At 47.9% G+C, this 13,491-nt stretch carries 7 protein-coding genes, 11 tRNA genes and 1 rRNA gene; all 19 read left to right on the forward strand.

Annotated elements, in window-relative coordinates:
- Positions 1-9: 9 nt before the first annotated feature.
- Positions 10-126: ribosomal RNA gene (gene rrf / locus AK95_RS21055) — 5S ribosomal RNA — on the forward strand.
- Between the two features lie 8 nt (positions 127-134).
- Positions 135-210, forward strand: a tRNA-Asn gene (locus tag AK95_RS21060).
- 3 nt (positions 211-213) lie between these two features.
- Positions 214-289: transfer RNA gene (locus tag AK95_RS21065), tRNA-Thr, on the forward strand.
- Between the two features lie 37 nt (positions 290-326).
- A tRNA-Glu gene (locus AK95_RS21070) sits at positions 327-401 on the forward strand.
- Positions 402-536: 135 nt separating this feature from the next.
- A tRNA-Val gene (locus AK95_RS21075) sits at positions 537-612 on the forward strand.
- A gap of 53 nt (positions 613-665) precedes the next feature.
- A tRNA-Gln gene (locus AK95_RS21080) sits at positions 666-740 on the forward strand.
- Positions 741-808: 68 nt separating this feature from the next.
- Positions 809-884, forward strand: a tRNA-Lys gene (locus AK95_RS21085).
- 14 nt (positions 885-898) lie between these two features.
- A tRNA-Leu gene (locus tag AK95_RS21090) sits at positions 899-982 on the forward strand.
- A 5-nt stretch (positions 983-987) separates the two neighbouring features.
- Positions 988-1,062: transfer RNA gene (locus AK95_RS21095), tRNA-Gly, on the forward strand.
- 3 nt (positions 1,063-1,065) lie between these two features.
- Positions 1,066-1,142, forward strand: a tRNA-Arg gene (locus AK95_RS21100).
- A gap of 21 nt (positions 1,143-1,163) precedes the next feature.
- Positions 1,164-1,237 (forward strand) — tRNA-Pro (locus tag AK95_RS21105).
- A 76-nt stretch (positions 1,238-1,313) separates the two neighbouring features.
- A tRNA-Gly gene (locus tag AK95_RS21110) sits at positions 1,314-1,387 on the forward strand.
- Between the two features lie 273 nt (positions 1,388-1,660).
- Positions 1,661-4,447, forward strand: coding sequence for a phosphoenolpyruvate carboxylase (gene ppc, locus AK95_RS21115; protein WP_071221878.1), 2,787 nt, complete (start codon positions 1,661-1,663; stop codon positions 4,445-4,447).
- Between the two features lie 243 nt (positions 4,448-4,690).
- Positions 4,691-5,257 (forward strand): RNA polymerase sigma factor SigW, encoded by a 567-nt coding sequence (sigW, locus tag AK95_RS21120; RefSeq protein WP_071221879.1) that lies wholly within the window; start codon positions 4,691-4,693, stop codon positions 5,255-5,257.
- 221 nt (positions 5,258-5,478) lie between these two features.
- Complete coding sequence (locus AK95_RS21125) at positions 5,479-6,093, forward strand: zf-HC2 domain-containing protein (RefSeq protein ID WP_071221880.1); 615 nt, start codon at positions 5,479-5,481, stop codon at positions 6,091-6,093.
- A gap of 318 nt (positions 6,094-6,411) precedes the next feature.
- The gene (cdaA, locus tag AK95_RS21130; RefSeq protein ID WP_071221881.1) at positions 6,412-7,242 is read left to right on the forward strand and encodes a diadenylate cyclase CdaA; all 831 of its coding nucleotides are present in this window, start codon (positions 6,412-6,414) and stop codon (positions 7,240-7,242) included.
- Positions 7,235-8,707 carry a CdaR family protein gene (locus AK95_RS21135; RefSeq protein ID WP_071221882.1) on the forward strand — a complete coding sequence of 491 codons (1,473 nt, stop codon included), beginning with the start codon at positions 7,235-7,237 and terminating at the stop codon, positions 8,705-8,707. Before cdaA ends, AK95_RS21135 begins: the two co-directional genes overlap by 8 nt.
- 32 nt (positions 8,708-8,739) lie before the next feature.
- On the forward strand, positions 8,740-10,080 hold the full coding sequence (gene glmM / locus AK95_RS21140) for a phosphoglucosamine mutase (protein ID WP_071221883.1): 1,341 nt from the start codon (positions 8,740-8,742) through the stop codon (positions 10,078-10,080).
- A 730-nt stretch (positions 10,081-10,810) separates the two neighbouring features.
- Positions 10,811-12,643: a glutamine--fructose-6-phosphate transaminase (isomerizing) gene (gene glmS / locus AK95_RS21145; RefSeq protein ID WP_071221884.1), complete on the forward strand. Its 1,833-nt coding sequence runs from the start codon at positions 10,811-10,813 to the stop codon at positions 12,641-12,643.
- Positions 12,644-13,491 lie beyond the last annotated feature (848 nt).

Consider the following 13,491-nt stretch of genomic DNA (forward strand, 5'->3'; position numbering starts at 1 on the left):
TCTGAACCGTTTGGTGGCGATGGCGGAAGGGTTCCACGCGTTCCCATACCGAACACGACCGTTAAGCCTTCCAGCGCCGATGGTACTTGGACCGAAGGGTCCCGGGAGAGTAGGACGTCGCCAAGCGGATATATTCCCTGATAGCTCAGTTGGTAGAGCACTCGACTGTTAATCGAGTTGTCACAGGTTCGAGTCCTGTTCGGGGAGCCACTTGCTTCCATAGCTCAGTAGGTAGAGTGCATCCATGGTAAGGATGAGGTCACCGGTTCGATCCCGGTTGGAAGCTCCAGATTCGTTTTTGAATTGGACATGCATTATGAAATTGCGGCCCGTTGGTCAAGGGGTTAAGACACCTCCCTTTCACGGAGGTAACAGGGGTTCGAATCCCCTACGGGTCACCACTAATTTAATTGCATCAGGGGATGAGAATCCCGTCGGTTCGTCGGAGGATAACTTCGTAAGCATAGACTTCGCAGTCTCGAACGAAGTGAGAGTATCCCCTACGGGTCACCACTACTTTTTATTCCATATTGTATGGAGGCTTAGCTCAGCTGGGAGAGCATCTGCCTTACAAGCAGAGGGTCGGGGGTTCGATCCCCTCAGCCTCCACCATTTCGTGCATGATTCTAACGAGAATCAGCACAATAGAAGTATCTCATCGATTTTGGGGATTAGCCAAGCGGTAAGGCAACGGACTTTGACTCCGTCATGCATAGGTTCGAATCCTATATCCCCAGCCACTTTACCCCAAAAAGTGTAGTTACGCTTTGAAGGTGATTCCGAATACTTTTCGGGGGCCCTGAAATGCGAGCCATTAGCTCAGTTGGTAGAGCACCTGACTTTTAATCAGGGTGTCGAAGGTTCGAGTCCTTCATGGCTCACCATTGTTTCATCTTGTGCGCGTGTGGCGGAATTGGCAGACGCACTAGACTTAGGATCTAGCGTCTTTGACGTGGGGGTTCAAGTCCCTCCACGCGCACCATTTATGCGGACGTGGCTCAGCGGTAGAGCATCGCCTTGCCAAGGCGAGGGTCGCGGGTTCGATTCCCGTCGTCCGCTCCATTTGCGCCCTTAGCTCAGCTGGATAGAGCGTTTGACTACGAATCAAAAGGTCGGGAGTTCGAATCTCTCAGGGCGTGCCATTTTTCAAAAAAGATAAATATCGGGATGTAGCTCAGCTTGGTAGAGCACCTGGTTTGGGACCAGGGGGTCGCATGTTCAAATCGTGTCATCCCGATTTGTTTAAGAGTTAAGCCCCGCAAAAGTAATCGGATTATACTCCGAGATGTAGCATCTCTTTTGTGGGTTGATATGCGGGTGTAGTTCAATGGTAGAACTCCAGCCTTCCAAGCTGGTAGCGTGGGTTCGATTCCCATCACCCGCTCCATACATAAGCAGGACATCACCGTGTGTGATGTTTTTTTACATATTCATACGACTATCCTGCGAAGTGTTAATGTGCTAAAGAATATAGGCAGGTCAAGGTTTATAGGACTAATGTCCATGGTATATGGGTATATCAATATCATGAGTTTTGTCGATTTGGCTAATTTTTTCGCCTGGAAAATGCAGATTTTCATGCGCTTTTATTGTATGATGTTAGGAAGGCGTTACGTCCTATAGACAAACTGCTGAAACGGGTTGAGATGGGAGGAGTAGCATGACTGAACTTACAGTAACCGCAAAGAGCAATTCCAACAATCTGCTGCGGCGAGATGTACGGTTCCTTGGCAATATTCTTGGAGAAGTTCTTGTCCACCAAGGTGGCAATGAGCTTTTAGATATAGTTGAGAAAATTCGTGAAACGAGTAAATCGTTGCGATCCGTATTCTTGCCAGAATTGTTTGCAGATTTCAAAAGGATCATCAGCACATTGGAGCCCGACATTCGCCATCAGGTGATTCGCGCGTTTGCCATTTATTTTCAATTGGTTAATATCGCAGAGCAGAATCATCGCATTCGCCGCAAACGCGATTACGAGCGTTCCGCCGGGGAGAGTGTTCAACCGGGTTCCATTGAAAGTGCGGTCCAGGATTTGAAAGAGCGCAATATTACGTTTGAAGAAGTTCAAGAAATTCTCGAAAGTCTATCCCTTGAGCTGGTAATGACAGCTCATCCAACAGAAGCGATGCGTCGGGCTATTCTGGATATTCATAAACGGATAGCGGACGATGTGATGCAACTCGACAACCCGACACTGACATTCCGCGAACGAGAGCAGCTTCGGGAAAAACTACTGAATGAAGTGATTACGCTATGGCAAACCGACGAGCTTCGTGACCGTAAGCCGACGGTTCTTGATGAGGTCAGAAACGGTATGTATTATTTTCACGAGACTCTGTTTCACATTCTGCCAGAGGTTTATCAAGAACTGGAGCGCTGCCTAAGTAAATATTATCCGGGTCACCATTGGCACGTTCCAACCTATTTGCGTTTCGGTTCGTGGATCGGTGGCGATCGGGACGGAAATCCTTCAGTGACGGCGGACGTAACATGGAAAACGCTTGAAATGCAGCGGAAGCTAGCGATTCGTGAATACCAACGGATTTTGCGTGATTTCATGAAATACCTCAGCTTCAGCTCATCCATCGTGAGCGTTTCGGATGAATTGCTTCAATCCATTGAAAAAGACCGCGAGCATGTAACACTGAAGAAGATGGAAATTTGGCACAATGAGAAAGAGCCTTATCGTGTAAAACTGGTATATATGCTGGCTAAAATGAGTCATATTCTTGATGAGAACATGACGGGCAGCGAGCGTTATCAGTCCCCTGAGGAATTTATTGAGGACTTGAATATCATTGATCGAAGCTTGCGTTTCCATTTTGCTGACTATGTTGCAGACACGTATATTCAAAAACTGATTCGTCAGGCGGAGTTATTTGGCTTCCATACAGCAACGCTGGACATCAGACAGCATAGCCAAGAGCATGAAAATGCCATGGCCGAGATTCTTCGTAAAATGAATGTGACTCAGGATTATGCCCAGTTAAGTGAAGATGAGAAGATCGAGCTGCTTAATAACCTGCTTAATGATCCTCGTCCATTGACTACGCCTTATCAAGAGTATAGCGACAGTACCGAAGAATGCCTTGAAGTATATCGTACCGTATTCCGTGCGCAGCAGGAGTTCGGCGTGAAATGTATTTCAAGTTATTTGATCAGTATGTCCGAGGGCGCAAGCGACATTCTGGAAGTGATGGTATTTGCCAAAGAAGTCGGACTTTTCCGCAAGGACAATGATGGTTCTGTAATAGCTACTTTACAGGTTGCACCATTGTTTGAGACGATTGAAGACCTTCATGCCGCACCTGATATTATGCGTAAGCTCTTCAACCTGCCGATCTATCGGGAAGCGGTTAGCGCCATGAATGAGCTTCAGGAAATCATGCTGGGTTACTCCGACAGCAACAAGGACGGCGGTGCCATTACCGCGAACTGGGAGCTCCAGGTAGCACTCAAAGATATTACGGCTGTAGCCAATGAGTATGGCATCAAGGTGAAATACTTCCATGGACGCGGCGGATCGCTTGGACGCGGCGGTATGCCGCTGAACCGAAGCATTTTGGCTCAACCGGCATCAACGATTGCGGGTGGCATCAAAATCACGGAGCAAGGCGAGGTTATTTCTTCCCGTTACTCTTTGAAGGGAATTGCCTACCGCAGTTTGGACCAGGCGACTTCAGCACTTATAACGGCTTCTCTTAATGCCCGTTACCCTGAAAAAGAATCGACCGAAAAAGAGTGGGAAGAGATTTCCTCGAGCATATCGGCCGCTTCACAGAAGAAATATCAGGATCTGATCTTCCGTGATCCGGATTTCCTGAGCTTCTTCAAGGAATCCACGCCGCTTCCTGAAGTGGGAGAGCTGAATATCGGTTCACGACCATCCAAGCGTAAGAACAGTGACCGTTTTGAGGACCTCAGAGCCATTCCTTGGGTGTTTGCTTGGACCCAGAGTCGTTACCTGCTTCCGGCATGGTACGCGGCTGGTACGGGCTTACAGAGCTTCTACCAGGGCAAGGAAGAGAATATGAAGGTGCTTCAGAAGATGTACACGAGCTATCCGTTCTTTACATCACTGATCGATACCCTTCAGATGGCTCTTGCCAAGGCTGATCTGATCATCGCCAAGGAGTATTCTTTGATGACGAAGGATGATCAAGCCCGCGAGCGTATCTTCGGTCTGATTCTGGATGAGTTCAACTTGACGAAAGAGCTTGTTCTTAAGATTACGGGACAACAGGATATTCTGGATAACCAGCCGGTCTTGCAGGAATCGATTCGACTCCGTAACCCTTACGTGGATCCGCTTAGCTATTTGCAGGTTCAATTGCTTAACGAGCTGCGCGAGCTGAGAGAGCAGGAGCAGGACAATCCGGATCTGCTTCGGGAAGTATTGCTGACCATCAACGGCATTGCGGCGGGGCTTCGTAATACAGGTTGATCCGTACAGAATGACAACGTTGTTTAAAAGGGATAGTACAAGGCGAGGTTCCCTAAAGGAACCTCGTTTTTTCATCTATAGCAGCATAATCCCTGATGATTAAAGTATCGGCTGCAGCATGAATGTCTTTGATAGAGAATAGGGATTCTTTTTGAATTATTGTTGATTTTTAGAAACAGTTGAATTACGATTTGAATGATGCTTTTTAGACGTTACCCATCAGACCATTCTGGGGGAATTGTGGTGGACAATTTGGATGTAAGACTGGCGAAGCTGGCCCGAAAAGGGGACCAGAGAGCTTTTGCCGAAATCGTAGAGCTTTATAAAGACAAGATTTTTCATTTGGCTTACCGGATGCTGAGTAACCGCCATGAGGCTGAGGATGTCGTACAAGAGACTTTTTTGCGAGTATATAAAAACCTTGATCGATACGACGAGAATCAGAAGTTCTCAACTTGGATATACCGAATTGGTACAAATCTTAGCATTGATCGGCTGCGCAAGCGCAAGCCGTCTTTCTCGCTGGACGCCGAACTGAATGAAAGCGAAGGCATGGATGGCTACTCCTTGATCCCGAGCGATAATCGTACACCGGAGAGTGAAATGCTGCTATCCGAGACACAGCGTATTATTCATACGGCGATTGACGGACTTCCTGCCAAGTACAAGACAATCATGATTCTAAGGTACATTCAGGATTTATCTCTGCAGGAGATCAGCGAGATTTTGGACTTGCCTGTAACAACGATCAAAACGCGTGTACATCGTGGACGCGAATTTTTACGCAAAAAATTAGAGTACAAATTGTGAGGGGAAAACGCCTATCGCCGTTCTTTGAGGAAGAGAGATCGCGTTTAAGGGCGCTTTTTTCTTGCGGAGCCAGAAAGTTAGTCTCTGCAAATTTTTTTCTGACTATCTTTTAAAAAAATTGAAACATCCCTGATTCCGGCACGTATGAACAATAAGCAAGTCTTATGCCCCTATGGGGAAGGGACCCAGCAAAGAGATTGAATGAAAGGATTGGCTCACAAATGGATTGCAAATTAGCCGTCTCTTTGATGCATGATTATCTGGATAATGACTTGTCCGACCCACAGCAGCTGGAATTGCAGCAACATTTGCGGGATTGTGCTGACTGTCGGAATTACTTCGAGAAGCTGGAGCATACCGATATGCTTCTTTATTCCTTAACTCATCATGCGACCAAGCCATCCGATGATTTAACGGAACGTATAATGGGCATGCTGCCGCAGCCCAAGAGACAAAAAGCTTGGGTCAAATGGGTTAGGAATCATCCTGCGCTCACGGCTGCAGCTTTGTTTTTGGTTGTCATGCTCTTCAGCACAATCAGTTTTTGGAGTCAGGATACTCAGCTGGTTGTAAAGAGTGACGAATTCGAAAAGCTGGTGATTGAAGGAGATACCGTCATTATTCCTCCGGATCAAATCATCACGGGAGATATTACGGTCGAGAACGGAAAGACGAAGGTCTACGGTCAAGTGAATGGCAATGTGACCGTCATTGACGGAGAATTATTTCAGGCTTCCACCTCACATATAGCAGGTCAAGTGAAGGACATAGATCGGGCGATGGACTGGATCTGGTACAAGATCTCCACTCTGTTTACAGATGCCGCTTACCGCTAGGTGAAACCTGAAGCCTACTGAATAAAAGCGCCTCTTTTCTGTGAAAAGACGGCGCTTCTTTTGTTGATTTTATGATCTTTTTCATGGAAAGCAGAGGGCGTCCGCTTGCATCGGAAAGATTAACGTTATAACCTAGAGAGTGTAGAGTACATACTACATATATAAGTCTCATGCGTTATTAAAAAGGAAGTTCAAAAAGTCCCCGTGTGATCCGAAGGAAAATGGAGAGCTGGTTCGGTGAAATCGAATCTTAGCATTCATTTTCGAGGAACCGGATTTTTTGGGCCCGCACTTAAAGGAAATGACGGGGGTTGCTGTATGGAGTATTTCACAGATATGACCTGGGGTGAAACCATTAAAGATATCATCGATATCCTTATCGTTACTTATATAATATACCAGATGATACTGCTCGTCCGCGGGACGCGGGCGGTCCAGCTGCTCAAAGGGATTTTGGTGCTGGTGGTCATCTGGGCTCTCAGCACCTGGTTTGATCTGTATACGCTGAAGTGGCTGATGAATCAGATCTTTACATTTGGGGTGCTGGCGATCTTTATCATCTTCCAGCCGGAGCTCAGACGTGGTCTGGAGCAGCTCGGACGAGGCAAGCTGTTTGGGCGGACGGCGGATATTGACGAGGAGACCAATAAGTTAATCAGCGAAACCATTAAGGCGGTTAATTATTTGTCTCGGCGCAAAATAGGGGCTCTGATCGTCTTCGAGCGGACGACGGGCCTGAATGAATATGTAGAATCAGGAATTCCGATGAGATCGGTGATCAGCTCGGAATTGTTTATTAACATTTTTATACCGAACACGCCGCTCCATGACGGAGCTGTCATTATTCAGAACGGTCAAATTGCGGCGGCTGGCTGTTATTTACCGCTATCAGAGAATCCTTTTATCAGTAAGGAACTGGGAACAAGACACCGTGCCGCTATCGGAATCAGTGAGGTGGGGGATGCGATTTCGGTTGTCGTATCCGAGGAGACTGGGCAAGTATCGCTGGCCTTGAATGGACAGGTGGTTCGAGATATTAAGGAAGAGTCCCTCATCTCCAAATTGTATGAGGAGCTCAGGCCTGCCGCGTCCATTAAGGAGAAACGCACGTTCTTCTGGAAACGGAAGGGGGACGGCAGCAATGGATAAATGGATCAAGAACAACACGGCAAGCAAGCTCATTGCACTCGCTGTCAGTATTTTATTGTGGGCGATGGTTCATATGGACAGCGGAACGCCTGCACCGCCAACGACTTTTTATGATACCAAAGTCATTGAAGGCGTTGAGATTCAGACTTATGGATTTGATGACAGCGAATATGCGTTAACAGGGATTGATAAAGACCGTGTAAATCTCGAAGTTCGGGGAAAGAAATCCAATATTTCGCTTTTGACCGACGATTATAAGGTGAAGCTTGATTTGAGCAACGTCAAAGAACCGGGTACGCACACACTTCCGCTAACGCCCTCCATCCCGAGTGGCGTGGAGATGGTATCGATGGAGCCTTCGGTTGTTACGGTGACGGTAGAGGCGAGAGTGTCGAAATCCGTGACGGTAAGTATTGGAACCAAAGGCGAGCCTGCTAAAGATTACCGGGCCGGAACACCCGTGCTGATTGACCCAAGGCAAGTCACGGTTACCCTGCCTGAATCGTCAATGGCGAATCTGGGGCAGGTCAAAGGTAATGTGGAGCTTGATGGTGCCAAAGAGAAGATTACGGAGAAACGAGTCAAGCTTACAGCATATGATAAAGAAGGCAACGCAATGGAAGATGCGGTCATTGAGCCTGCTACAGTAGCAGCTGAAGTGCCGATTGAGCCTGCTTTTGTCACCCTGCCGCTGGAGCTTCAATATACCGGACGGCTGCCGGAAGGGTTTGTCCTATCCAAGGTGGAACAGAAGGTAAAAGAAGTGAAGCTGTTTGGCAGTAAAGAGGCGCTGGCAGGAGCTGAGACCTATATCGAAGCTACGATCAATCTGGGAGAAGTTAGAAATTCGGGAACAACAGTGCTTACGGCCGACTTGACGCCGCCTGAAGGTTTTGAGAAAATCGAGCCGAGCTCTGTAACGGTGGATGTTACGGCGGTATCGCATGGTGAACGGGTGATTACGGGGATTCCGATAACGTTAAAAGGGGTTGCCACCGGCTTGGATGCTGTCATTACGGATCCAAAGACGAAGACCATATCTTTAACGCTCACCGGAGCGCCGGACTTGCTCAATAGCCTGGAGCCGACGGATATCGGAGCTGAAGCGAATGCAACCGGTTTGAAAGCCGGCGTTCACGAAATTCCGCTGCAGATCACGCTTCCTAACTTTATTAACCGCACGGATTCGGACCGTCCTGTTGTTAAGGTAGAGCTCAAGGATAACTCCAAGCCCGTGACAACGGAGCCGGACACCTCGAAGAATGAGGGAACGGAAGACAAGCCGCCTGTTCCACCAGGAACGGGATCAGGAACAGGAACAGGCAATGATCAGGAGGAGGATCCGGAGACGCCTCCTACTCATGAAGACACGGATAACTCCGGATCAGGAGAAACCCCATCACATCCGCCGGGAGACGGATCGAATGATGGGACAACGGGGTCAGAAACGTCCAATGATGGATAATAACGAAGAGTAGATAAAGGAGTATATAAAACATGGGGAAATATTTTGGTACAGATGGAGTAAGAGGAGTTGCGAATCAAGAGCTGACTGCAGAAATGGCTTACAGCATCGGTCGCTGCGGCGGTTATGTGCTCACTGGCGATAAAGAGAAGCCAACTGTCATCATCGGCATGGATACTCGCGTATCGGGGGCTATGCTGGAGTCGGCTTTGATTGCAGGCCTGCTGTCAATCGGTGCACATGTCATTCGTCTGGGTGTCGTAAGTACACCAGCGGTGGCGTATATCACAAGACTTTTGAAAGCTGATGCGGGTGTTATGATCTCGGCTTCACATAACCCTGTACAAGATAACGGCATCAAGTTCTTCGGTGGAGACGGCTTCAAGCTGTCGGATGAGACAGAGCTTAAGATTGAAGAGCTGATGGATGCGGAAACGGATAATCTGCCGCGGCCAATCGGGGCTGATTTAGGTGAATTGCTGGTTGATAACGAATCGAAGTATAAATACCTGGAATATTTGAAAACGACGGTGAATAACCGGTTTGACGGCCTGAAAATCGTATTAGACTGTGCTAATGGCGCAGCTTATGAGCTGGCTCCAAAGCTTTTCCGTGAACTGGGTGCGGATGTGATTACCATCGGTGCTGAGCCGAATGGCCTGAATATCAATGATCACTGTGGATCGACTCACCCGGAGAAACTCGTCGAGGCTGTACTCGAGCATGGCGCTGACCTCGGTCTGGCTTTTGACGGAGATGCGGATCGCCTGATTGCCATTGACGCAAAAGGCGAGGAAGTAGACGGCGATTTCATTCTGTGCATTTGCGGTGATGCCATGAACCGTGCCGGCAAGCTGAAGGCAGGCACCATCGTTTCGACCGTTATGAGTAACATCGGTTTCTATAAGGCATGTGACAGCTTGAAGCTGAAAACCGCTAAAACTGCAGTCGGTGACCGCTACGTGATGGAAGAAATGCGCCGTGGCGGATATAACCTGGGTGGAGAGCAGTCAGGACACGTGATTTTCCTGGATCACAATACAACAGGGGATGGCATTCTGACGGGAATTCAATTGGTGGATACGTTGGTAGCCTCCGGCAAGCCTCTGCATGAGCTGAAGAGCAGCATGCGCAAGTACCCGCAAGTGCTGGTTAATGTTCGTGTTGGCGATAAGAGCAAGTACCAAGGCAATACCGTTATTGAGTCTGCGATTGCTGAAGTTGAAGGCATTCTGGGGGATAATGGACGTGTCCTGGTTCGCCCATCGGGAACGGAATCCCTCATTCGCGTCATGGCCGAAGGCCCGGACAAAGAAGAGCTCGACCGTTACGTAACGCAGATTGCAGACGTGGTGAAGCGGGAATTGGCGTAAGACTAAGGGTGTATTTTTCAAGGAAAGCAGACTAATTTTTGTCAGGGCCAGTGAACTATGCGGATCCGGTTCACTGGCCTTCTGCTTTTCAATGAAGCCAGTCAATGAAAGCGCAACACCCCCTGTCCTGTCAGCAAAGAGTGTGAATTACGGCATTGCTTGAGAGGGTAGGCCATTCGATGCCATTCATGGGGTTAATTATACGCAGTGCTTGGAGCACCTGGGAAACAGCCGAGTTGCCAAAGTGATATAGCATGAATATAATAAAGGATGTCATTCAAGAATAGAAAGCGAGGATTGTGAGGTTACTTCAAGCTTCATAAGCGCCAGAACTTGTATCTGCGCGGGGATTGGTTATTGCTACGATAGGGATAACCAAACGGCAGAACGCAAGTTGACGAGGTAGAGGTGTTCGGATTATTCGGCGGGGACCTCTCGGTTATGCACCAACCGTAAGCGAATCACGGAAAAGGAATGGGCGACCGTTCTTACAACGGATCCGCAGGTGCTTCTTCTTACTAATACAAAACATGAATGTGCGATTTAGAACAGGGCAGCGCGGTGGAAGAAGAGTGCATTCATGTCTGTTCAACATAGCAGCCTATATCATGCTGGATTTTTTGAACGTTGATAATTGAATAAATCATTCTTCTTTCCTGATACCGCACAGATGCAGCCGTGTTCTATTTTCACCTACTATTATAGGGAAATCGAACGGAGGAATCATACTATGTGTGGTATTGTCGGATATATTGGAAATCAGAAAACGCAAGCGGTGTTGATCGAGGGATTGAGAAAGCTGGAGTATCGCGGATACGATTCAGCAGGGATTGCCGTATTTACGAATGAAGGGCTGCGTGTGGCCAAAGCGCAAGGACGTCTTGCCAATCTGGAGGAGAGACTGGAGTCTGCCCCACTAGTGGGAACCGCAGGTATTGGTCACACTCGTTGGGCAACACATGGCCGGCCATCAGACGTGAATTCGCATCCGCATACGGATGAAAGCCAGAAGTTCTCCGTTGTTCATAACGGGATCGTTGAGAACTATCTGGAGCTCAAGGAAGAGCTGATCAGCCAAGGACACCACTTTGTTTCGGAGACCGATACCGAAGTTATCTCCCATCTCATTGCCCGTGAATATGACGGGGATATCGTAAAGGCCGTGCAGAAGGCGATCTCTTACATGAGAGGCGCATTTGCCCTTGGCGTCTTGACCGAGTATGAGCCGGATCGATTGGTGGCTGTGCGTCAAGCAAGCCCGCTTATTATTGGTCTTGGTGAAGGGGAGAACTTTATCGGTTCTGATATTCCGGCTATTTTGAAATATACACGGAACGTATATATTCTCAACGATGGAGAGATGGCTCTGCTGACCGCAGATGCTGTCGAATTAATGACCATTGAGGGGAACTTTATTTCTCGGGAAATGATTCGTGTCGATTGGGATGCCGTTACAGCGGAAAAAGGCGGATTCGATCACTTCATGCTGAAGGAGATCCACGAGCAGCCAAAAGCATACCGGGATACCATGCTGGGCCGTGTAGATGAGAGCGGACGTAAGGTCGTTCTGCCTGAGCTGAAGCTGACACAGGAACAGATTAAGAACATTCGCAATGTTCAGATCGTTGCCTGCGGTACGGCTTACCATGCTGGACTTGTGGGACGCAGCGTGATTGAAGAGATGGTACGCATTCCGGTTGAGAATGATGTGGCGTCCGAGTATCGTTACCGTTCGCCAATCGTTACGCCAGAGACCCTGGTTATCGTTGTAAGCCAATCCGGTGAAACGGCAGATACCTTGGCAGCGCTTCGTGAAGCACAGAGCCATGGCGCTCATGTCCTGGCCATCACGAACGTAGTAGGCAGCTCGATTGCCCGTGAAGCGAACGATGTGCTTGGCACTCTGGCTGGACCGGAGATTGCCGTAGCATCTACGAAAGCCTATACTTCTCAGTTAATTGCGTTCTATCTGTTTGGTCTGTACCTGGCTCAAGTACGCGATACGATGACCGAAGACGCTGTGGCTGAAGTGATTGCAGCGATGGAAGCACTGCCTGAACAGGTAGAGTCCATGCTGACCAACGCAGAATCAATCAAGGGATATGCCGAGCAAATTGCGGAGCATGAGAACCTGTTCTTCATCGGTCGTGGTCAAGACTACGCCGTAGCACAAGAAGGGTCCCTGAAGCTGAAGGAGATCTCTTACATTCATTCCGAGGCTTATGCTGCCGGCGAACTGAAGCATGGTACGCTGGCCTTGATTGAAGAGGGCATTCCGGTTATTGCCTTGGCAACCCAGGAAGCGGTTATGGAGAAAACGGTGAGCAACATCAAGGAAGTGAAGGCCCGCGGTGCAGAAGTGATGGCGATTACGCATGAAGAGCATGTGGCCGGCCTGCTGAAATCCGTGGATCAAGCCTTCGCCATTCCGAAGACCTTGCCGATCTTGACGGCAGCCTTGTCTGTCGTACCGTTGCAGCTGCTTGCCTACTACGCATCGCTTGCCCGTGGCAACGACGTGGATAAACCGCGTAACCTGGCGAAGAGCGTGACGGTGGAGTAAGGCGGGAGACACTCGTTGTGCACATGATATTTTGTATTAAAGTTATGTTCTAATTTGCAATAAAGTTGTGTTCTAGTGAAAAAGTTGTGTTCTTTGATTGAATTTTGTATTAAAGTCGTGTTCTTGCTCACTTTTTGCACTGTGGTTGGATTACAACATTTTGTTTGGAGACAGACATTAAAGACTAGTAACTAGTGTTAACATCCAATAAACCTTAAAGCCCATACAAACTCTGCACTAAGCTTATAAAGTTTAACTGTAAGCCGGAGCTGATTTCAGGCATTTACTCCTGATTTCACTCGGCTTTTTCTTTTCTCTCCGATCATTATCCTGCAGCCCCTTACCAGCTCCGAGTAACTTCACAAGAGCTTTATGATTGGATCATTGTTGGCTGGAAGTATGAACCTGTTGGACCACAACTAAAGAAGAACTTTTAGAGGAAACATTGTACACAAGATACTTTTCTGGTAATCGAGAAGGATTTTCCGGATTTTATAATGTGTCCAAGATAGATAGCGTTGAGCGAATTAAAGGCAATACACGAAGACATTTAGTTATTGCAAGTGCATTAAACTATTCAGGACATCACGCTCCTTCATATGAAAGAATCACTTTCACATTAATCGATACACCTGAGAACGGAATAAAAATCATTAAATTTAGAAAGAAAAGCAATGTAGATGGTAATACGAATAGTGAAAACAAAATCGCATTAGTGTGTTTAAACTCCCTCGAAGTGATTCAATTTCCTCACTCAAACTCATGAATTCGCAGGATTTCACCCTGAGCTAAACATGAAAGAAGAGAATCCAGGGGAGTCGGTGGCTGGGGACAGTAGAAATGGGAGG

It is taken from the genome of Paenibacillus sp. LC231 (assembly GCF_001860525.1).
GTDB lineage: Bacteria > Bacillota > Bacilli > Paenibacillales > Paenibacillaceae > Paenibacillus_AQ.